This is a genomic window from Bradyrhizobium sp. USDA 4452, assembly GCF_054063575.1.
Window position 1 is genome coordinate 4,676,296 of record NZ_JBSSGK010000001.1, and the last position, 19,297, is coordinate 4,695,592.

General features: G+C 63.8%; 18 protein-coding genes, 1 tRNA gene and 1 pseudogene. 10 read left to right on the plus strand and 10 right to left on the minus strand.

The window, feature by feature from the left end; genetic code table 11:
* Window positions 1–26 precede the first annotated feature (26 nt).
* From ACVISU_RS22445 to ACVISU_RS22455, 3 genes are all read left to right on the plus strand, one after another.
* Window positions 27–449: a PaaI family thioesterase gene (locus tag ACVISU_RS22445; protein ID WP_456708348.1), complete on the plus strand. Its 423-nt coding sequence runs from the start codon at window positions 27–29 to the stop codon at window positions 447–449.
* 183 nt (window positions 450–632) lie between these two features.
* Window positions 633–1,445: a pentapeptide repeat-containing protein gene (locus tag ACVISU_RS22450; protein ID WP_456708349.1), complete on the plus strand. Its 813-nt coding sequence runs from the start codon at window positions 633–635 to the stop codon at window positions 1,443–1,445.
* Window positions 1,446–1,522: 77 nt separating this feature from the next.
* Window positions 1,523–1,942 carry a CBS domain-containing protein gene (locus ACVISU_RS22455; protein ID WP_456708350.1) on the plus strand — a complete coding sequence of 140 codons (420 nt, stop codon included), beginning with the start codon at window positions 1,523–1,525 and terminating at the stop codon, window positions 1,940–1,942.
* On the opposite strand, the gene ACVISU_RS22460 is transcribed toward ACVISU_RS22455, so the two are convergent.
* Window positions 1,936–2,250, minus strand: coding sequence for a hypothetical protein (locus ACVISU_RS22460; RefSeq protein ID WP_456708351.1), 315 nt, complete (start codon window positions 2,248–2,250; stop codon window positions 1,936–1,938). The genes ACVISU_RS22455 and ACVISU_RS22460 overlap by 7 nt on opposite strands.
* 50 nt (window positions 2,251–2,300) lie before the next feature.
* A pseudogene (locus ACVISU_RS22465) lies at window positions 2,301–2,753 on the minus strand (SDR family NAD(P)-dependent oxidoreductase); the annotation flags it as partial.
* A 662-nt stretch (window positions 2,754–3,415) separates the two neighbouring features.
* On the opposite strand from ACVISU_RS22465, the gene ACVISU_RS22470 reads away from it, so the two are divergent.
* A complete protein-coding gene (locus ACVISU_RS22470; protein ID WP_456708352.1) occupies window positions 3,416–3,997 on the plus strand; it encodes a hypothetical protein in 582 nt (193 codons plus the stop codon).
* 220 nt (window positions 3,998–4,217) lie between these two features.
* On the opposite strand, the gene ACVISU_RS22475 is transcribed toward ACVISU_RS22470, so the two are convergent.
* Window positions 4,218–4,294: transfer RNA gene (locus tag ACVISU_RS22475), tRNA-Arg, on the minus strand.
* 129 nt (window positions 4,295–4,423) lie between these two features.
* On the opposite strand from ACVISU_RS22475, the gene ACVISU_RS22480 reads away from it, so the two are divergent.
* Together ACVISU_RS22480 and ACVISU_RS22485 are read left to right on the plus strand one after the other, a co-directional pair.
* A complete protein-coding gene (locus tag ACVISU_RS22480) occupies window positions 4,424–5,503 on the plus strand; it encodes an LLM class flavin-dependent oxidoreductase (protein WP_456708353.1) in 1,080 nt (359 codons plus the stop codon).
* Between the two features lie 113 nt (window positions 5,504–5,616).
* On the plus strand, window positions 5,617–6,651 hold the full coding sequence (locus ACVISU_RS22485; RefSeq protein ID WP_456708354.1) for an alpha/beta fold hydrolase: 1,035 nt from the start codon (window positions 5,617–5,619) through the stop codon (window positions 6,649–6,651).
* A gap of 139 nt (window positions 6,652–6,790) precedes the next feature.
* On the opposite strand, the gene ACVISU_RS22490 is transcribed toward ACVISU_RS22485, so the two are convergent.
* From ACVISU_RS22490 to ACVISU_RS22500, 3 genes are all read right to left on the minus strand, one after another.
* The gene (locus ACVISU_RS22490) at window positions 6,791–7,195 is read right to left on the minus strand and encodes a YccF domain-containing protein (RefSeq protein ID WP_212312132.1); all 405 of its coding nucleotides are present in this window, start codon (window positions 7,193–7,195) and stop codon (window positions 6,791–6,793) included.
* A 407-nt stretch (window positions 7,196–7,602) separates the two neighbouring features.
* Window positions 7,603–9,375 carry a putative bifunctional diguanylate cyclase/phosphodiesterase gene (locus tag ACVISU_RS22495; RefSeq protein WP_456708355.1) on the minus strand — a complete coding sequence of 591 codons (1,773 nt, stop codon included), beginning with the start codon at window positions 9,373–9,375 and terminating at the stop codon, window positions 7,603–7,605.
* 213 nt (window positions 9,376–9,588) lie between these two features.
* Window positions 9,589–10,551 (minus strand): sensor histidine kinase, encoded by a 963-nt coding sequence (locus tag ACVISU_RS22500; protein WP_050402191.1) that lies wholly within the window; start codon window positions 10,549–10,551, stop codon window positions 9,589–9,591.
* A 177-nt stretch (window positions 10,552–10,728) separates the two neighbouring features.
* Here ACVISU_RS22500 and ACVISU_RS22505 point away from each other — a divergent pair, with 177 nt between their 5' ends.
* Window positions 10,729–11,571: an SDR family NAD(P)-dependent oxidoreductase gene (locus tag ACVISU_RS22505; RefSeq protein WP_456708356.1), complete on the plus strand. Its 843-nt coding sequence runs from the start codon at window positions 10,729–10,731 to the stop codon at window positions 11,569–11,571.
* A 91-nt stretch (window positions 11,572–11,662) separates the two neighbouring features.
* Window positions 11,663–12,712, plus strand: a complete 1,050-nt coding sequence (locus ACVISU_RS22510; RefSeq protein ID WP_456708357.1) for an adenylate/guanylate cyclase domain-containing protein — start codon at window positions 11,663–11,665, stop codon at window positions 12,710–12,712.
* A gap of 97 nt (window positions 12,713–12,809) precedes the next feature.
* Here the strand turns inward: ACVISU_RS22510 and ACVISU_RS22515 are convergent, their stop codons facing one another.
* From ACVISU_RS22515 to ACVISU_RS22525, 3 genes are read right to left on the minus strand one after another with little or no spacing between them, the layout of a single operon-like run.
* Window positions 12,810–13,442 (minus strand): glutathione S-transferase family protein, encoded by a 633-nt coding sequence (locus ACVISU_RS22515; protein WP_456708358.1) that lies wholly within the window; start codon window positions 13,440–13,442, stop codon window positions 12,810–12,812.
* A 16-nt stretch (window positions 13,443–13,458) separates the two neighbouring features.
* Entirely contained in the window at window positions 13,459–14,205 is a 747-nt protein-coding gene (locus ACVISU_RS22520; RefSeq protein ID WP_456708359.1) for an SDR family NAD(P)-dependent oxidoreductase, read from the minus strand.
* A gap of 35 nt (window positions 14,206–14,240) precedes the next feature.
* Window positions 14,241–14,987 (minus strand): SDR family NAD(P)-dependent oxidoreductase, encoded by a 747-nt coding sequence (locus ACVISU_RS22525; protein WP_456708360.1) that lies wholly within the window; start codon window positions 14,985–14,987, stop codon window positions 14,241–14,243.
* A 176-nt stretch (window positions 14,988–15,163) separates the two neighbouring features.
* On the opposite strand from ACVISU_RS22525, the gene ACVISU_RS22530 reads away from it, so the two are divergent.
* On the plus strand, window positions 15,164–16,072 hold the full coding sequence (locus ACVISU_RS22530) for a LysR family transcriptional regulator (RefSeq protein WP_456710878.1): 909 nt from the start codon (window positions 15,164–15,166) through the stop codon (window positions 16,070–16,072).
* Window positions 16,073–16,308: 236 nt separating this feature from the next.
* On the opposite strand, the gene ACVISU_RS22535 is transcribed toward ACVISU_RS22530, so the two are convergent.
* Window positions 16,309–17,550: an LLM class flavin-dependent oxidoreductase gene (locus tag ACVISU_RS22535; protein ID WP_456708361.1), complete on the minus strand. Its 1,242-nt coding sequence runs from the start codon at window positions 17,548–17,550 to the stop codon at window positions 16,309–16,311.
* Between the two features lie 299 nt (window positions 17,551–17,849).
* On the opposite strand from ACVISU_RS22535, the gene ACVISU_RS22540 reads away from it, so the two are divergent.
* Entirely contained in the window at window positions 17,850–19,256 is a 1,407-nt protein-coding gene (locus ACVISU_RS22540) for an MFS transporter (protein WP_456708362.1), read from the plus strand.
* Window positions 19,257–19,297 lie beyond the last annotated feature (41 nt).

The following is a 19,297-nucleotide window of genomic DNA, read 5'->3' on the forward strand; positions in this document are numbered from 1 at the left end:
CAAGTGAGCATCAAGTGAGTGTCGCCATGAGAGATATCGCCGAGCAGATGATGCGCCGCGCCGTCGAACACGAGCGGCAGGAATTCGGCTCGTTCTTCCTGTCGCGCTTCTTCGGCCTTGAGATCGCCTACCAGGGCGAGGCGTGCATCGTCTTCTTCGACGTCGAGAAGCCCATGTTCAACCCGCAAGGCACCTTGCACGGCGGCGTTCTGGCGACCGCGCTCGACATCTCGATGGGGCATCTCGTCAACCACGTCGCGGGGCCCGGCACCACGCTCGAGATGAAGGTGCAGTACCTCGCCGCGGTCCGCGAAGGGCGCGTGACCTGTCACGCGACCTTCCTCAAGCGCGGCCGCAAGACCTTCTTCCTGCAATCGCAGGCATCCACCGCCGCCGGCGAGGCGATCGCGCATGCCACATCGACCTGGCAATTGCTGAGCCGAGGCTGAGAAGCGCGGCCGTTTCGCATCGGCGCGTTGTCGCGCTGCCAGGTCCCATTCCTGCGCCCGAAACGGCCACGAGCATTGCCCGGATCGTGATCTCGTTTCATACTATGATGCCGGAAGCGCACCTCCAAGGCGCGGCCGGCGCGAAGATGCGAGAGGCGATACCTTAAGGGCGGAGAGACGGCGATGCGGTTTCGTCTCGCGTTTGCTTTTGTATCGATGGCGGCGCTGCTCGCTAATCCGATTGCCGCCGTGTCGCAGGACATGTTGCGCAGCGTTGACCTCGACAGTCCCGACATGACGACGTCGGAGATGACACGCGCCGAAGTCGACGCGCTCCTCAAGGCCGCGCCTCAAGGAGACCGACACACCGTGGATTTGGACGGAAAGCGGCTGTCGCGCCTCGATCTCTCGGGCCTCGACTTTTCCGGCGGCAATCTTCATCTTGTGAAGCTCAACCGGACCAATCTGAAAGCCGCACGCTTCGATCAGGCCAAGCTGAATCAGGCCTGGCTCATCGACGCAGATCTGACGGGGGCGTCCTTCGTCAAGGCGTCGCTGCTCGGCACGCAGATGCAGCGCGCCAGGCTTGGCGGCGCCGATTTGAGCGGCGCTCGCATCACCGCCGATCTATCCGGTGCCAGCCTGGTCGGGGCCAAGCTCGCCGACGCGGATTTGAGCGCCGATATGCGCAACCAGTCGATGGGTCTGATGCGGGGCGTGCTCAAATCCGCCGATCTCCGCAACGCGGATTTGAGCGGCGCCAATCTCGCGCGCGCCGATCTCGAATTCGCGCAGTTGCAGAACGCCAATCTGGCGAACTGCAACCTCAGCAAGGCTCACCTTGCGGGAGCCGACCTCTCCGGCGCCAATCTCGCCGGCGCCGATTTCACCGAGGCCGACCTAGCGTCGGCCGTCTTGCCCGGCGCGACGGCGCTGGCCGGGGCCCGCAATCTGGACAAGGCCCGGAACCTGGACCTGGCGCGGCGGCCGAACTAGCGATTGAATTGCAGTGTCCTGCAGCAGGACTTATGTTCTGTTTTGAGGGGGCTGCTGCCTTGCAAGGGAGGTCCTCCATGAAAGTCGAGGAAGTGATGCACAAGGGTGTCGACTGGGTCAGCCCCGATACCCCGATCACCGAAATCGCAAAATTGATGCAAGGGCACGACATCGGCTGCATTCCGATCGGGCAAGACGATCGTCTGATCGGGATGGTGACCGATCGCGACCTCGTCTGCAAAGGTCTTGCCAGCAAGAACTTCAACTCTGCGCGCACCACAGCGCGCGATGTGATGACCGAAGGCATCCACTGTTGCCGGGAAGACGATGACCTGGCGAAGGCGGTGCATCACATGGAAACGCTGAAGATCCGCAGGCTGCCTGTCATCAACAAGAGCAAACGCATGGTCGGCATGATCAGCCTCGGCGATGTCGGCCACTTTGCCGGTGCCGATCTCATGTCCCAATGCATGAAGAGCGTGTCGGCGCATCATTGAGGCGAGGCCGGTCTGCCGGAAACCGGCAGGTCGGCCGGCACCATGGCCGGACAACGATGCGCGTAGAAAAAACGACGTGGCGCACCCGACACGATTCGAACGTGTGACCTTTGCCATTCCGCCTCCGGATTTCGGCTTTGGCGCAGCTCCTCCTTCAGTCGTGCCACCTCCCGCTCCACGCGCTCGACGCGGTCGAGCGTATAGTCGAAGCTGATTGACTCCATCGCCTGCAGGAAAGCCCAGGCGGCTGCGAGGGCGCGCCGAAATTTCCCCGGCTCCGGGACTGCATAATTCGCTGCGTGTGTCATCACAGGCTCCTCGGAAATGACGATCGACGCTGCGCAAAATCGTAGGTTAGCTAGATGGCCGTCAGGCCGCCATCGACGGGAAGGTCGATGCCGGCGACGTAGCTGCTGAGGTCCGAGGCCAAGAACAAAGCCGCGCAGGCGATCTCATCGGGATACGCCAGGCGCGCCAAAGGCGTCATCGCGACGATCTGCTTTCTGGCTTCGGCCGCGCCCTGTCCGGACGGGAACTGATCGTCGAACATGGGCGTGTCGACCGCGCCCGGGCTCAACACGTTGGTCCTGATCCCTCGATCCTTGAGTTCGCTGGTCCAGGTCCGGGCAAATGACCGGATCGCCGCCTTGCTGGCGCTGTAGGCGCTGCGGCCGGGGAGGCCTTTGTTCTTCCCGGCCGCCGCCACGAGGATGATCGACGCACCGTCATTCAGATAAGGCAACGCCTTTCGGACGGTGAAATATGTGCCGCGGGCATTGGTGTTGAAGGTCTTGTCGAAATGCTCGGGCGTCCCTGTGCTCAACATGCGAAGCGCGAAGCAGGCGGTACGTGGCAAGAATGTCTAGGGCGAGGTCGGTGGAGCGGCCCGCACGTTCTAGCTCGTGAATGATTTCGATCTCGCGGGCAATATGCTTTTCGCTCAGCGCGACGTGGCGCTCAGCCTGAGCTAGGTGTGCCCGGATCAGCCGAAGGTCCATCCGAGAAGCATACGCCCAATCAGGCCACTCTAAAGAGCAGAATTGAGGGCTGGTTGACGTCCGCTCCTGTCCGTAAGACCAACCAAGGGCTGGCCAAGAACGTTGCGTCGGCCGGACTGCCGTGATTCAAACTCCCGAACTGGGGGGCTCGAATCGTGCGCTAACTCGCCGCCATGAATGGACCGCCATCAAGCCGATGCTGCCGAACAAGCCCTTTGGCGTTCCTCGGGTGAACGACAGGCCGGTCCTGAATGGCATCTTCTGGGTCCTTTGACCAGGAGCGCTCTCGCTTGATCTGCCGACGGCGTTTGGCCGCTGAGAGACCGCTAAGCAGCGTTAACCTTCTGCGGCGAATATGATCCGCTGGTTGCTGAGATCAAAATTTCGCATTTGATCGATAGTCAGGCGTGTCTCTACCTCTTTCCTGGCAGCCGAAACATCCAAGACGAATGCGAAAGCCATTTGGCCGTTGTTGGTGAGGTCCAGCACGCTGCTTTGTCCTTGCACGAAGAACAAGTGTTTTACGGTCGACATTGGCAAGCATCTGCGCGGCGGCTTGACTGCAGAGGATCTCGACACGCTCACAAGAGTGCTCGAAAGCATGTATGCGTTTGTGGATGTATGGTTCGATGGGGGGTACGTCGGCAAAGATCTCCCCAGCGAAGATGCGCTTCAGGACCTTCTAAGAAATAGTTTGCGCTCGCGGGGCCTAAAGGTGGCCGAAGCTACCAGAGTTGGAGGCGGCAAGCTGGATTTGCACGTCGAAGAAGCCGTAGTTATTGAGAATAAATTCCATGATACAACTGATCGGCCGCGAGCCGTCATGCCAGCAGCGGGAATGCAGGGTAGGAGATACGCCATTTCACTTGGATCGCAGCTCGTGATGGTCGTCATGGGCTACGAGGTTGCCTCGGGCGGCCTGCCCAATAAGTCCCAAACACTTAGCATCCATGGGATTAGTGGTCAGGACGCCAATAGAGTTGAACTTCGTTTCTCGCTTCCGTACGGCGCGCCGTATCCATCCAACGAACAGGCGGACCCATCAACTCGTTCTTAGCGCCATTGCGAGAAGCTGGCGGAAAATGGCCTTTTGTTGCTCGCTAGTATGCGCACCTCACCCAACAGGGGGGCTGGTCTCTAAAAAAAATTCGGCAGCTCGGTGTGCGTCGAATAGTTGATGGGTGACAAGCCGGCGGATTAGAGTCGCAGCGTGCTTACCTATTGCTTACCCGGTCGATCGGTCGAAATAGAGATTGTACAAAAAAGGCTTGATTTACTGGCGCACCCGACACGATTCGAACGTGTGACCTTTGCCTTCGGAGGGCAACGCTCTATCCAGCTGAGCTACGGGTGCGTGCAGGCCACCATTTAGCTGATTGGCTCCGGGTCGGCAACGGCGTTGTCCGGCCCGTTAACGGCTGTAAACTGCCTGAGCCAATATGACAGGTCTTCCGAGAAGGCCGTCTTTCGAGGGAGTTTGCCCATGCGTCCGCTGGAATTCGGCTGGTATCTGCCCACGCATGGCGACACCACGGCCTATGGGCTGATGGAGGCGCAGGTCGCGGGGTCGGCGGAACTCTGCGAGCGCGTGGTCAAGGCGGCCGAGGATGCCGGGTTCGAGTATCTGCTGATCCCGGTCGGCTCGGTGTGCTGGGAGGCCTGGATCTCCGGCGCCTTCATGGCGGCGCGCTCGGCGCGGATCAAGCCGCTGATCGCGGCAAGGCCCGGCTATATCAACCCGGTGCTGATGGCCAAGATGATCTCGACCTTCGACCAGATGTCGGGCGGGCGGATCTGCATCAATTTGATCGCCGGCCAGAACGAGAGCGAGGTCGAGGCCGAAGGCGTCCGCTACGCCAAGGAGGAACGCTACGCGCTGATGGACGAGGAGGTCTCGATCCTCAAGGCGCTGTGGACCACGCGTGGTCCGGTGAACTTCCAGGGCAGGTTTCACACCATCTCGGGCGCGCATATCCGCCCGCGTCCGCTGCAGCAGCCGTTTCCAAGATTCTATCTCGGCGGCGGCTCGCGGCAGGCCTGGGAGGTGTCGGCGAAGCACTCCGACGTCCATCTGTTCTGGGGCGACCTGCCGGAGCGGATCGCGGACAACATCGCCGAGATCAGGCGGATGGCGCAGGCGCATGACCGCGGCGACGCGATCGGCTTCGGCATGCGGCTACAGGTGATCTGCCGCGAGAACGAGGCCGATGCCTGGGAGGCGGCCGACCAGCTGGTGCGCCACGCCACCGAGCGGCAGAAGCAGGAGATGAAGACGCTCTATGTCAGGTCCGAGGCCAACCAGCGCGTGCAGCAGCTCGCCCGCGACTATGGCGACCTGCTGATGCCGCATCTGTGGACCGGGATCACCAAGGTGCGACCCGGCGCCGGCATCGCCGTGGTCGGCAATCCCGAACAATGCGCCGCGACCCTGCAGCAGTTCATCGACGCCGGCTGTCACTCCTTCTGCCTGTCCGGCTATCTGCACGACGAGGAGGCCGAGCGGTTCGGCCGCCTGATCCGGCCGATCCTTGCCGCCAACAATCGCGGGCGGCTCGCGGCGTAAGATGCAGTCCGAATATGCGAGGAAGATTTCCAAAAATTCACGCGCAATTCGGATTCCAACCGGCAATGATCTGGCCTGATCTCGCGCCTCGCGGCGCCAACGGAGTTTGAACCATGCACCATCGAGCCTGGCTTGCGGCACTGGCGCTGCTCGCCGTGACGGCGGCTCACGCGCCGATCGCATCGCAGGCGCAGATCGAGCGTGACAAGAAGCCGGTCAAGGAGATCGCGAGCGGTCGCATTGCCGTCGGCAGCGCGACGTTCCCGGTCTACCTCTCGGCCGACTGGTCCAATCCGCTGCCGGACGTCACCCGCGCAGTGCTGGTGCTGCATGGGGTGCTGCGCAATGCCGACGACTATTTCCGCGCCGCGCTGAGCGCGCAGGCCGCGGCCGGCGAGATCGGCAAGAGCACGCTGATGATCGCGCCGCAATTCCTGATCGAGCCCGACGTCGACGCGTTCAAGCTGCCGCCGGAGACGCTGCGCTGGAGCCTCTATGGCTGGCAGGGCGGTGAGCCCGCGGTCGCGCCGGGTCCTGTGAGCTCGTTCGAGGCGCTCGACGCCATCTTGACAAAACTCGGCGACCGCAAGCTGTTTCCGAACCTGAAGCAGGTCGTCGTGTTCGGGCATTCCGGCGGCGGCCAGGTGGTGCAGCGCTATGCGATCGCGGTGAAGGGCGATCAGGTGCTGCTGCGCGAGGGCATCGGCGTGCGCTACGTGGTCGCCAATCCGTCCTCCTATGCCTATTTCACCAAGCAGCGGCCGGAGCCGGCGATCGCGGCGATGTGTGAAGGTTACAACAGCTGGAAGTTCGGCATGGACGACCGTCCGCCCTATCTCGCCGAGCCGACACCGGCGGCGCTCGAGCAGGCTTATGTCGCACGCCGCGTGATCTATCTCTTGGGAACGCTCGACACCAACCCCAATCATCCCGCGCTCGACAAATCCTGCATGGCGGAGGCCGAAGGGCCGTATCGCTACGCGCGCGGGCATTCCTATGTCGCGGCGATGCAGGCCCGCGACAACGGCACCCCGAGCCACAGCGTGTGGGACGTGCCCGGCGTCGGCCACCAGGGTGGCAAGATGCTCAACTCGCCCTGCGGCCTGACTGCGGTGTTCGACATCCCCGGCTGCGAGGCCGCGCGCTAAAGCGCACCGAGATCAGGTTGAATCGTCATCGCGCTTTAGCTCCTTGTTTGAGCATGATCTTTTCGGAAGACCGCTTCGCAGATTTCCGGATCATGCTTTAGAGCTCGCGCGAAAGCCCGCTGATCGCGATGTGGTCGCCTCAAGCCGGCACGATCACCTTGCCGATCGGCCACAGCGCGATGCCGGCAAGCTTGAGATGCGCCCAGGCGAAGGGGATGCCGATGATGGTCACCGCCAGCAGGATGGCGGTGATCACGTGGCCGATCGCAAGCCACCAGCCGGCCAGGATGAACCAGATCAGATTGCCGATCACGCCGAGTGGTCCGGTTCCGATATCGGACATGCCGGTGACTTCGTCGCGGCGCACCGCACGCGAGCCGAACGGCAGCAGCGTGTAGACCGCGATGTTGAACGCCGCCCGCGCCCAGGGCAGCCCGATAATGGTCACCGCCATGATGACGGCGGCGATCAGCCAGCCGAACGCCATCCAGGCGCCGCCGATCAGGATCCACAGGATGTTGAGGAGGATAGACACAGGCTGCATGGCTGACACCTTCGCGCCGCTTCCGACGCCTCCAATATAGGCCGATGTCGGGCGTGGCGGTAGGTATGGGCGGAGCGCGGGCTCGCCGCGTTGCATCTCCTTTGATCGCGACTAAGCTCGCGCCGCCGGGCAGGACACGAGAAACCCGCCTCGGAGGGGGAGTTTGTACAATTTCGGAATAATGGAAGAATGCCGCTGAGTTGCCCGACGAGTCAAGCTGCCATATCGAACGCCGGCAACCGCCGGCTACTTTGCATGGGGTTGTTTTCGATATTTTGGCAGCGCGCGCCCTGCGACACGCTATCGCATCCGGCTGTCGGGCTCGTTCGATAGCCTGGCCATGACGACGCGGGCACGTCAGTTGCAGAGAAGGGAATGCAGTCCCGTCGCGATGCCCCTGATCTGCCCTACCGCCGAAAACCGCTGGCGCGGGAATAGCCCTGACGGCCTTCCTGGGCCGGGCGTGCCGCCATGCTGGCGCGAGTCTCGCTGGTGACCGGCGTCGCGGGCTTCAGGTCCTCGAGGAAGATCGGCTTGGCGAAGTAAAAGCCCTGCGCGTAGCGGATCTTGGTCGCCGCCTGCAGATAGGTGAGCTCCTCGTAGGATTCGATGCCCTCGGCAATCACGGTCATGCCGAGCGCCTCGCTCAGCGATTCGATCGCGCGCAGGATGCCCTGGCTGCGCGGCCGCTTGTGGATGTCGGTGACGAAGGAGCGATCGATCTTGATCTCGTCGGCGGTGATGTCGGCGAGCGCCGACAGCGACGAATAGCCGATGCCGAAATCGTCGATCGAGATGCCGACGCCGATGCCGCGCAGGATCGGCACGATCTGGTCCTGGAAATGCGACCGGGTCACGAACGCGTCCTCGGTCACCTCGATCATGAATCGCTTCGGAAAGCCGGTCTCCTCGATCGCACTCGCGAAGCGGCGCATGAACTCGAGGTTGGAGGCCTGCTTGGCGGCGACATTGATGCTGATCGTCGCCGTGGGGCCGAACGTGTCGTTGATCAGGTCGATCGACTTGACGATCTCCGCCAGCACCAGAAACGTCAGCTCGTCGATCAGGCCGAGCTCCACGGCGAGGTTGATGAAGGTGCCCGGCGCCTGGATCACGCCCTCGTCGTCGCGCAGCCGCACCAGCGCCTCGATGCCCTTGATCTCCTGGGAGCGGATATCGACCTTGGGCTGGAATGCGCAGCAGAAGCGCTTTTCCAGGATCGCCAGCCGCAGCGACTGCTCGATCTTCATCCGCGCCAGCGCCTCGCGCTCCATGCTGTTGTCGAAGAACGCGGTCGCCCCCTTGCCGCTGTTCTTGACGCGATACATCGCGATGTCGGCGTTCTGGCGCAACGCCTCGTAGCTCCGGCCATGCACCGGGTAGAGGCTGACGCCGATCGAGGTCGAGGCGAAGATCTCGGAGTCCTCGATGAAGAACGGCGCCTTCAGCCGTTCCTGCATGACATGGATGAATTCGGCAACCTCGTCATTGCTGCTGATCGGGTTCAGCAGCAGCAGGAATTCGTCGCCGGAGATCCGCGACAGGATATCGGTCTCGCGCAGCGCGTGGCCGAGCCGCTTGGACAGCTCGACCAGCAGCGCATCGCCGATCGCATGGCCGTAATAGTCATTGATGTGCTTGAAGTTGTCGACGTCGAGGAAGGCGAGCGCGAATTGGCTCTGCGAGGCGTCGCGGATCAGGCCGTTGACGCGATGCTCGATCACCCGCCGCGTCGGCAGGCCGGTCAGCTCGTCGTAGTAGGCGGAGCGGAACAGCTGGTCCTCGAACGCCTTCTGCTCGCTGATGTCGGTCGAGGTCGAGATCAGGAGATTGCGGCCGGCGATCTGCACCGGCCGATGCGAGGTGAGGAACACGTATTTTGATGCGCCGCAGGCGAGGACCTCCTCGAGCACCACCGGACGGCCGCTGCGCAACAGGTCCAAATTGGCGGCGTGGCGTTCGTCGCCCGGCGATGGCTGGCTCGCTCCGGCGGCCAGCTGCAACTGGCTCGCCGCCGCTTCGTTGACCAGGATGAACTGGCCCTGCTCGTCCTGAACGGTGACGCCCGCCGGCAGCAGCTGGAGAAGATCGCGCAGGATGCGCAATTCATTGCTGAAAATGTCGTCCTGACCGGTACCTGCTGTGCCCGCCTGAAAATCGTTCTTGGTGAAACTATGCATGCGCCGACCTTGGCAAAGTCCGTTGTAGTTTTGGTTAAGCGGACTTGCTAAATGCCGTGACAGAAAGAGACCCGGGCTGCTTTCGCAAGCCGTCGCGGCAATCGTCATTAACAGAGTATCAATGTCGGCATCGGGCGCCGGTGAAAGCGATTGCGGCGCGCGCGGTTGCATCGGCGCGCGCAAATAAAGCGCGTGTACCGAAAAGCAGACTTATCAACAGTTGGGGAGATTGCACTGCATGATGCAGTGAACGCCGGTCTTCAGGTAACTGATCTCGGTCTTGCCGTCGAAGGGTCGCAGCGCCGACTTCAACAGCTTGGTGCCGAAGCCGGCTTCGCCGATGACCTCGACCACCGGTCCCTCGGTTTCGTCCCAGATCACGTTGAGACGCCCGTCGTCCACCGTCCATGACACCTGCAGAAATCCGCGCGGCGAGGAGAAGGCGCCGTATTTTCCGGCGTTGGTTGCGAGCTCATGGAAGATCAGCGCCAGCGAAACGGCGAGCTTGGCGGGCAGGAATAATTGCTCGCCATTCAGATTGAATCGCACATGGCCGTAGGGGCCGAGCTCCGAGCGCAGCAAATCCTTGATATCGCAGCCATAGCCATCGACCCGCGCGATCAGGTCGTCGGTCGCCGCGAGCGCGCGGATGCGATGGTCGATGCGCTGCCAGACGTCGGGCCGGTCCTGCAGCGCCTGATGCAACACGGCATGAATGGTCGAGGATTTGTTCTTCAGCCGGTGCTGCAATTCGTCGACCACGATCTTGCGGTACTGCTCCTCCTCGATCAGCCGCTTGGAAACTTCGCGCTGCTGCGCGACCAGGGAACGGTAGTGCTCCACCCCCCAGATCGCGATGCCGCACACCACCCAGAAGATCATCAGCAGCGCAAAGCGCGCCGGATCGGCGTGCCCGCTGCTGAAATTGAGCAGCACGCCGAGCAGGCCGCTGGCCAGCGCGGTCGCGATCCCGATCCGGAAGCCGCCAAAGGCGGTGGCGAAGAACACCGCCGGGAAATAGGGCGTGAAGAACACGTCGGGTCTGATCTGGGCGAGCCCGAAGCGCGCGGCCGTGGCCAAAACGAGACAGAACACGGCGAAGGCCGCCGCATGCAGCAGCGATGGCTGCGTATCGCCTCGCCAAACCGCCCTGAAATCGTCGATCCATTTCGCCATCGGTCGCGCCAGTTCACGTGAACAGGCGATCCAAAATAAGGCCGCTGCGACCGAAAAACCGCAGTTGTGGCCTTCTGGCCACAGATGGACCTCGCTGGCCGTTAACCGCACCTGTGCTTGCGTTGGCGGGAGCGGCTGAGGAATATCCGCAACATCAAACGTCAAGGGGGTATCGGTATGGGACGGCTGGACGGCAAGGTCGCGGTGATCACCGGCGCGACGAGCGGCATCGGGTTGCGCACGGCCGAGATCTTTGTCGCGGAGGGCGCGAGGATCGTGATCGCCGGGCGCCGCGCGCCGGAGGGCGAGGCCCTGGCGCGCCGGCTCGGCGAGCCTTGCGTGTTTCGCCAGACCGACGTCACAGTTGAGGAGCAGATGCAGGCGCTGATCGGGCTTGCAGTCGAGAAGTTCGGCCGGATCGACTGCCTGTTCAACAATGCCGGCGGTCCGGCGCAGACCGGCGGCATTGAGGGCCTCGACGTCGAGCGGTTCGACGCCGCGATGGCAACCCTGGTGCGCAGCGTCATGCTCGGCATGAAGCATGTCGCGCCGATCATGCGCCAGCAGGGGTCCGGCAGCATCATCAACAACGGCAGCATCGCCGGCCGGCTCGCCGGCTTCTCCTCGTCGATGGTGTATGGCGCCGCGAAGGCCGCGGTGATTCACTTCACAAAATGTGCGGCGATGGAGCTCGGCGAGTCCGGCATTCGCGTCAACTCGATCTCGCCCGGCGCGATTGCGACCGGCATTTTCGGCAAGGCGCTCGGGCTGTCGACCGAAGCGGCAGAGCAGACCCCGGCCGTGATGCGCGAGGTCTACAAGGCGGCGCAGCCGATCCCGCGCGCGGGCCTGCCCGACGACATCGCGCATGCCGCGGTGTTCCTGGCGAGCGACGAGTCGAGCTTCATCAACGGCCATGACCTCGTGGTCGACGGCGCCATCACCGGCGGCCGCAACTGGAGCCAGCAGCAGGCGGGCTACGTCGCGCTGCGCAAGGCATTCGATCAGGGGGCGCAATAAAGCAGCACCATCCTCATTGCGAGCGAAGCGAAGCAATCCTTGAAGCTTCATCGCTTCGCATCTCGCAACGAGGAGGGGAGGAAGATGGCAAATGGTCGATCTGGCGAGCTCCCACGAACAGCTCCTCTGCGTTAGCGCCAGGCTCGAGCGGAAGCTGCACCGTCTTGCCGCCGTGATCGTGGTTGGCACCCTGTCCGGGATCGCGGTTGGCCTCACCCATGGCAGCGGAACGGGACCTTTGATCACCGGTGCCGTCTACGGTTTCCTGCTCGGCGCAATCATCGGGACGGTCGAACTGTTCGTGCTCGAGGATTGGGGCTGGCTCAGCCGCCTGTCCTTTCTCGCCAACCTGGCGGTGCGCAGCGCGGTCTACGCCGCCATCATCATCGGCATCCAGCTGTTGCACCCGGGTGAGCGCATTGCGGGGATACCGTGGGGGGCCTCGTTTGGAGATTTCTGGTGGGGCTTCGCCTACTCCGCAGGCGTCTCGGTGCTGATCAACCTGGGCTTCGCGATCGCCAATCTGATCGGCCCGCGCGCCTTCATGAACTTCGTCACCGGGCGCTATCACACCCCGGTCGAGGAAGACCGCTTCGTGCTGTTCGTCGATATCGCGGGGGCGACCGGGCTTGCCGAGCGGCTCGGCGGCATCGGCATCCATCGCTTCCTCGACCGCACCTTCCGCCTGCTGACGCAGTCGGTGGTCGATTATCGTGGTGAGGTGCTCAATTACATCGGCGACGAGATCATCGTGACCTGGCCGGAGGGGCACGGCGCGGTCGATTGCCGGCCGCTGCGCTGCTTCGTGGCAATGCGCCGCGCACTGCAAAAGGCGGCGCCGCAGTTCGAGCGCGAGTTCGGCGCGGTGCCGCAGATCCGGGGCAGCCTGCATTTCGGTCCGGTGATCGTCGGCGAGATCGGCGACATCAAGCGCGCGATCGTGTTCAACGGCGACGTCATGAACACCGCAGCCCGGCTGGAGGAGCTGAGCCGCAAGGTCGATGGCGGCTTTCTCGCCTCGCGTGCGGCGATGGCGCGCTTCGCCGCGCCGCCGCCATTTCCGGTGAGCGATCTCGGCACCTTGCCGATCCGCGGCCGCGTCGACGGCATCGACGTGGTTGGGATCGAAGCGGCGGCGTAAGCTCTCATTTCTGCTACAAGCGGGCGGAAGTGACAGCAACGTTCTCATTGCACCAGAACCGCCAATCGATCGCAGGGTATCTGATCGCGCTCGATGCCTAGGCGGTCATGCTGGGGCGCGAAGCGATGGAATTGTACCATCGGCGCGTCGCCCCGTGTTTTTCCGGCGTGGATAATCCGAGGGCCTTGCCAGCGAAATCGATCGCGACGCTCGCTGTGATGTCGGCGATACTGAACGTGTCACCCGCAACGAACGCCGTTTCGGATAGCCGTGCCTCGAGATCGCCGTAGAAATCAGCGATCCGGCGATGGCCACGGACCACCAGTTCAGGGATCTGGTCGTAGCCATGAGGACCTGCGATCGCCCGCCCCTTGAGGCCGGGGGCTCCGTTGCGCACGGCCTCCATGACGGGAGCGAAACCCTCCAGCTCCATACGGCGCTCCCACATGGTGACGGTCGCTTTCTCCTTCGGCGAACCTCCGAGTAACGGTGGGTTCGGATGCGTCTCTTCGAGATAGCGGATGATCGCCGGTACTTCCGCTATGGCTGTCCCATCGTCCAGCATGAGGGCGGGTACGACGCGCCGCGGATTGATTGCCGCGTAGGCGTCGGAGAACTGTTCGCGCGAGGCGAGATCGGCCGGCACCAAGGGCATCGTGATGCCTTTCTCGGCGAGATAGATCCGGACGCGGCGCGAGTTGGGCGAGGCCGAGGACTGATAGAGCTTCATGGTGGATCTCCCGCAGTCAAAGCTTTGAGCCGCCGCCGACCTGGATGGTGTCGCCGGTGACCCAGCGGGCGGAATTCGAAGCGAGAAAGGTCACCGCGTCGGCGACGTCGTCGGCATGACCGATCCGTTGCAGGGCTTGCATCTTGAGCGCGTAATCGCGGCCTTCATCCGTCTTGGCGAATTCCGACATGTCGGTGTCGATGATGCCCGGTGCCACGGCATTGACGCGGATGCCGCGCGGTCCAAGGAGCGAGGCGAAGTGCTTCACCATCGTGTCGATCGCGCCCTTGGTGGCGGAATACGCCGACAACTGCCCGACAGCGGCCCGCGCGGCCAATGACGACGTCATCACGATGCTGGAGCCGTCGCCCAATATGGGGAGCAACTGCTGCACCAGGAAGAATGGCGCGCGGACGTTGACCGCGAACATGCGATCGAAATCCTCGACGCTCTGCGCCTCGATGGTGGCAGGTACCGCAATTCCCGCGTTGGCGACGAGAATGTCGAGTTGGCCGACGACGAGCTTGCGCACCTCGGCGGCGAGCCTCTGCGCGCCATCGGATGCGGACAAATCGGCGCCGACGGCGTCTGCCTGCCCACCGGCTTCGCGAATCTCCGCGACCAGGGAATGCGCATCCTCGGCCGAATTGCCGTAGTGAACGATGACGCGGGCGCCGGCGAGAGCGAGTGCGCGGGCGGTGGCGCGGCCGATACCGCGGGAAGCTCCGGTGACGAGAGCAGTTCGGCTGATGAGGTCGGTCATGATTTTTCTCCTGATTGGATTGTCGTCGGGGTTGGTCAAGCGGCGGTCTTGCCGCCGTTGACGCTGATGATCTGGCCGGTGATGAACGATGCCTTGCTCGAGGCCGCGAACACGATGGCGTCCGCAAGCTCCTCGGGGCGTCCGGCTCGCTTCAGCGGAATTCCGGCGACCAGCCCGGCCTTGCGATCGGCGGAGCCCGTGAATCGGTCGAGCATCGCGGTCTCGATCGGACCCGGTGCGATGGCGTTGACGCGCACGCCGAAAGCTGCGGCCTCCAGCGCGGCGGATTTGGTCAAGCCTTCGACAGCATGCTTGCTGGCGACGTAGAGCGAAGCGTTCGGTGCGCCGCGGCTGCCCATGGTCGACGAGATGTTCACGATGCTGCCGGAGCCTTGTGGCTGCATGACCCGGAGCTCGTGCTTCATCGACAGGAGGACACCGAGGACGTTGGTATCGAACGTCGCCGCGTAGCTCTCGGCGGTTTGCTCGGTCAGCGGGCCGGGCACGCCTTCGGTGCCGGCGTTGTTGACTGCCACGTCGATCCGGCCGAATCGCTTGATCGTCTGCTCGATCAGTGCCGAAACGTCGCTCTCGCGCCGGACATCGGCGCGGACGAATTCGGCTTCGACGCCGTGCGAGCGGAGTTCAGCGGTCAGCTCGCGGCCTGCATCGTCGTGGCGCCCAGAAATGACCAAGCTGGCGCCCTCGCGGGCGAAGGCGAGCGCGGTGGCGCGGCCGATACCGGTAAGGGCACCTGTAATCAGAACAACGGGTTTGCTCATGTCACTCTCCAATTGGTGCGGCCGATATGCTTGATCGGCCTGGTTCGCCAACCCGTCCGCAGCGGGGCCTCGGAGGCGTTTGCGTCGGCATGGCTTCAGTGACAGGAGATCTAGTTGGGGCTGGCTTCCTTGAGAAAGACTTCGTAAGGTTGGAGCTATACTTTCGAGGGATAGCTATGGAGCTCCGGCACCTTCGTTACTTCGTCGCCGTGGCCGAAGAGGGCAGCTTCTCGGTTGCAGCCGAAAAGCGCCTGCACACCGCGCAGCCATCATTGAGCCGTCAGATCCACGATCTCGAACTGGAGCTTGGCGTGCAGTTGTTCGTGCGCGGACCGCGCGGCATCGAACTGACGCCGTCGGGGCGCGTCTTTCTCGACCACGCGCGGGTGGCTCTGCTGCAGGTCGAGGCCGCCGCGGAAGCCGCGAGGCGTGCCGCCCAGCCGGCGAAATCGGCGTTCTCGATCGGGTTTCTCACTGGCTACGAGATGGACTGGCTTCCGGCGGTCATGAATATCCTGCGCGGCAAGCTGCCCAGCACGGAAATCACGATCCGTAGCGAGGACTCTCCTGAGCTCGCTGCGGCACTCACGCGGGGCAAGATCGACCTTGCGTTCATGCGTCCGGAGAAGAGTGCGGCGGGTCTTCAGTTCAAGTTGCTCCGCCATGATCCGATCCTGGCCATGATGCCACGAGATCATCCGCTTGCGGCACGCTCCGCGGTGCGTCCGAAGGATCTGATGGGACAGACCTACATCGGGGTCTCCCTGGCAAGGGCGCCAACGCTGCGCGCGGCGATCGAGGACTTCTTCAAGCGTCACGGGCTGGCGATCGAGGCAGCGCACCAGGCCGAAAATCTGGCGATGGCTGTTTCACTGATCGCCTCCACCGGGGGCATCAGCCTGCTTCCGCTCTATGCGCAGAACTTGATCCCGAAAACCATCGTCTCCCGCCCAATCCAGGGCGCGCCGCCGATGGTCGATCTGGTGATCGGCTACAACGAGACGAACCGCTCTCCGTTGCTGCAGTTCGTGCTTTCGCGGGTCGATGAGATCAAGTTTCAGGCGCTGAGCCACGAGGGGAGCTAGCGTCGGGAGAGCGGGCTCGTCTCGGAATGTCGGCGGATGACATCGCGCTGTTTGGGCTGCGCCCCCATCCTCATCGGTGTCCCGGCGAAGGCCGGGACGACGTCTCATCTCCGTCATGGTGAGGTGCGAGCGAAGCGAGCCTCGAAGCACGACGGCCCGACCGTGGCCGCGCCTCCTTCGCGACGCGTTTCGCGCTCCCCGGGATGACGGGACGAACATCAGGACGGCTCTTGCCCTCACGCCTTCTGCTTCGCCGCTTCCTTCGCGAGATCGGGCGCATTCACGGCCGGGATCGCGACGCGGCCTGTGCCGGTATGCTGGAGCGCTGCGGCGGCCTTGTCGTTCTGCATGATCTTGGCCATCACGGCCTGGCCGGCGCGTTCAAACACGGAGCGGTTATCGACCAGGAACTGGCGCGACTTGCGCAGGCCGTCGATATAGCCGTTGATCTCCGGCACGACATAGCGCGCGACCATGTCCCAGCTGCGGCGCGTGTTCTCGGGGTTGGCCCAGTCATGGGCGAAGCCGATGATCGAGCCGACGCCGCCGGAGACGTCGACCAGGTTCTTGATCATCTTGATCAGGTCATCCGGCGTGCCGATGGTGGACGCAGCACCTTCGACGAAAGCGGTCTTGTCGACGGCCTCGTCCGCCGAGGCGAACGCGGTCAGGCCCGGCCGCATCAGGGTGCCGACGTTATATTCGTTGTGCCAGCGCAGCAGCCCGGCGCCGGCCTCGCGCCGCGCCTGCTCGCGGGTCTCGGCGATGTGCCAGGACAGCAGCACGCGCCAGTTGGCGCGGCTCACCGTGGTGCCGGCCTTCGCGGCGGCGTCCTCGGCGAATTGCCATTGCTGCGGCAGCGCCATCAGGCCCTGGGTCGACATCGAGCCCAGCGAGATGATGCCGATGCCGTACTTGCCGGCGAGCGTCATGCCCGACGGCGAGATCTGCGAGGCCACCACGAACGGCATGTCCTCCTGCAGCGGCAGGATCTGCAGCGCGGCGTCATGCATCTCGAACCAGTCGGTCTTGGCGGTGACGCGCTCGCCGTTGAACAGGCGGCGGATCACCGCGATCGCCTCGTCCTGGCGGTCGCGCTGGGTCATCGGGTCGATGCCGAGCGTATGTGCGTCGGAGGCGAGCGCGCCGGGGCCGGAGCCGAAGATGGCGCGGCCGCCGGTCATGTGGTCGAGTTGCACCATGCGCTGCGCGACGTTGAAGGGGTGATGATAGGGCAGTGAGATCACGCCGGTGCCGAGCCTGATCCGCTTGGTGCGCTCGCCGGCGGCGGCCAGGAACATTTCCGGCGAGGCGATGGTCTCCCAGCCCGAGGAATGGTGCTCGCCGCACCAGAATTCGTCGTAACCGAGCGCGTCGAGCTGCTCGACGAAATCAAGGTCGCGGCGGAATTGCAGCATCGGATGCTCGCCGATCGGGTGATGCGGGGCGAGGAAGGCTCCGAACTTGAGGCGCGCCATGGGTCGTTCTCTCCGGATGATTGTTTTCGTGGGGCTTTCCGCCAACCTACGGGGTGGCCCGGGGCAAGGCAATGCTCCGGGGTTGCGGCGCCCGCATGGTTGTTGCGCAAATCGGCGGCGATTGCCGTCCTCCGGAATGTTTCCCAGCGCATCAACGCAAATTGCGCGACGGAGCGCGGGCAAGCGGGGGATGGTCATGGATGACGTGCCCGTGAACCAACGCTTACGTCCGAGGTAATCGAGCTGATGACCGGAATCTGCTGATGTCCGCCATAACGTCATTTCGGGCAGGACCGGGCATGCACCAGATCGTTTCGACACGGGCGGAGACCTCCCGCCGCTGGTGGGTGCTCGCGATCGTGGTGTCGGCACAATTCATGTTCGGCGTGGATGCCTTCATCGTCAACGTCGCGATCCCGACCATTGCGACGGAGCTGCATGCGACGCCGGCGCAGCTCGAGGCCGTGATCGCGATCTATCTGATCGCTTACGCGACGCTGGTGGTCACCGGCGGCCGGCTCGGCGATATCTACGGCACAAGGAACGTGTTCGTTGCCGGCGTCGCGGGCTTCTCGTTGACCTCGCTGTGGTGCGGTCTGGCGCAGTCCGGACCCGAGTTGATCGTCGCGCGGCTCGCGCAGGGCGCGACGGCGGCGCTGATGGTGCCGCAGGTCTTGGCGACGCTGCATCTCTTGTTCTCCGATGCCGCCCGCGCGCGGGCGTTCGGCATCTACGGCATCGTGCTGGGGCTCGCCGGCGCGGCCGGCTTCATGCTTGGCGGCGTGCTGGTGGCGCTCGATCTCGCCGGCCTCGGCTGGCGCGCGGTGTTCTTCGTCAACGTGCCGTTCGGCGTCATCATCATCGCTGCCGCGCTGAAGATCATGCCGACGGTGCCGCGCCGATCCGGCACGCGGCTCGATCTTCCCGGCGCCATCGTGCTGTTTGCGGGCCTGCTGTGCCTGATCGGGCCGCTGCTGTTCGGTCACGATCTCGACTGGACGGCATGGGTCTGGCTGGTGATGGCGGTAGGTGTTGCGATCATTGCCGCCTTCGTGCGCTTCGAGCGCAGCGTCGCCCGCGGCGGCGGCATGCCGCTGATCGATCTGTCGCTGCTGTCCGATCGCGCCTTCATGCGCGGCCTGGTTGCGGTGTTTTTCTTCTTCTTCGCCAATCTGTCCTTCTACCTGGTCATGACCATGTTCATGCAGAAGGGCTTGCGGATCGCGCCGCTGGAGGCCGGGCTGGTGTTCGTGCCGCTGGCGCTGACCTTCGTGATCGCCTCGCGCCACAGCGGCGTGCGCGCGAGGCATCGCGGCACGCTGGTGCTGATCGAGGGCTGCGCGCTGCAGATCGTCGGGCTCGCCGTGCTGGTCGTGACGGTTCAGGCGATCGCATCACCGTCGGCGCCGCTGCTCGCACTGGTGCTCGTCATCTTCGGCTACGGCCAGGGTCTGGTGATGGCGCCGCTGTCGAGCGCGGTGCTGTCGAGCGTGAAGCCTGCAAGTGCCGGTGCCGGCTCCGGCATGTACGGCACGACGACGCAGATAGGCAACGCGGCCGGCGTTGCCGCGATCGGCGCAGTGTTCTTCGCCGTCGAGACTGCGGCATCTGCGCGTCTGGCGCTGTTTGCGGCATGCGCATTGTTTGTGCTGTCGATCATTATTTCAGCCGCATTTCTGTCATGGATGCGACGTGCGCGCGCATAGATCCGCGTGATCTGGCGCAGACTTTCGAAAAGTTGGTGCCC

Excerpts from the sequence above, each read along its gene's own strand:
- ACVISU_RS22445 (WP_456708348.1), top strand. The coding sequence starts at position 27 with ATGAGAGATATCGCCGAGCAGATGATGCGCCGCGCCGTCGAACACGAG.
- ACVISU_RS22450 (WP_456708349.1), top strand. The coding sequence starts at position 633 with ATGCGGTTTCGTCTCGCGTTTGCTTTTGTATCGATGGCGGCGCTGCTC.
- ACVISU_RS22455 (WP_456708350.1), top strand. The coding sequence starts at position 1,523 with ATGAAAGTCGAGGAAGTGATGCACAAGGGTGTCGACTGGGTCAGCCCC.
- ACVISU_RS22460 (WP_456708351.1), bottom strand. The coding sequence starts at position 2,250 with ATGACACACGCAGCGAATTATGCAGTCCCGGAGCCGGGGAAATTTCGG.
- ACVISU_RS22480 (WP_456708353.1), top strand. The coding sequence starts at position 4,424 with ATGCGTCCGCTGGAATTCGGCTGGTATCTGCCCACGCATGGCGACACC.
- ACVISU_RS22485 (WP_456708354.1), top strand. The coding sequence starts at position 5,617 with ATGCACCATCGAGCCTGGCTTGCGGCACTGGCGCTGCTCGCCGTGACG.
- ACVISU_RS22490 (WP_212312132.1), bottom strand. The coding sequence starts at position 7,195 with ATGCAGCCTGTGTCTATCCTCCTCAACATCCTGTGGATCCTGATCGGC.
- ACVISU_RS22495 (WP_456708355.1), bottom strand. The coding sequence starts at position 9,375 with ATGCATAGTTTCACCAAGAACGATTTTCAGGCGGGCACAGCAGGTACC.
- ACVISU_RS22500 (WP_050402191.1), bottom strand. The coding sequence starts at position 10,551 with ATGGCGAAATGGATCGACGATTTCAGGGCGGTTTGGCGAGGCGATACG.
- ACVISU_RS22505 (WP_456708356.1), top strand. The coding sequence starts at position 10,729 with ATGGGACGGCTGGACGGCAAGGTCGCGGTGATCACCGGCGCGACGAGC.
- ACVISU_RS22510 (WP_456708357.1), top strand. The coding sequence starts at position 11,663 with ATGGTCGATCTGGCGAGCTCCCACGAACAGCTCCTCTGCGTTAGCGCC.
- ACVISU_RS22515 (WP_456708358.1), bottom strand. The coding sequence starts at position 13,442 with ATGAAGCTCTATCAGTCCTCGGCCTCGCCCAACTCGCGCCGCGTCCGG.
- ACVISU_RS22520 (WP_456708359.1), bottom strand. The coding sequence starts at position 14,205 with ATGACCGACCTCATCAGCCGAACTGCTCTCGTCACCGGAGCTTCCCGC.
- ACVISU_RS22525 (WP_456708360.1), bottom strand. The coding sequence starts at position 14,987 with ATGAGCAAACCCGTTGTTCTGATTACAGGTGCCCTTACCGGTATCGGC.
- ACVISU_RS22530 (WP_456710878.1), top strand. The coding sequence starts at position 15,164 with ATGGAGCTCCGGCACCTTCGTTACTTCGTCGCCGTGGCCGAAGAGGGC.
- ACVISU_RS22535 (WP_456708361.1), bottom strand. The coding sequence starts at position 17,550 with ATGGCGCGCCTCAAGTTCGGAGCCTTCCTCGCCCCGCATCACCCGATC.
- ACVISU_RS22540 (WP_456708362.1), top strand. The coding sequence starts at position 17,850 with ATGCACCAGATCGTTTCGACACGGGCGGAGACCTCCCGCCGCTGGTGG.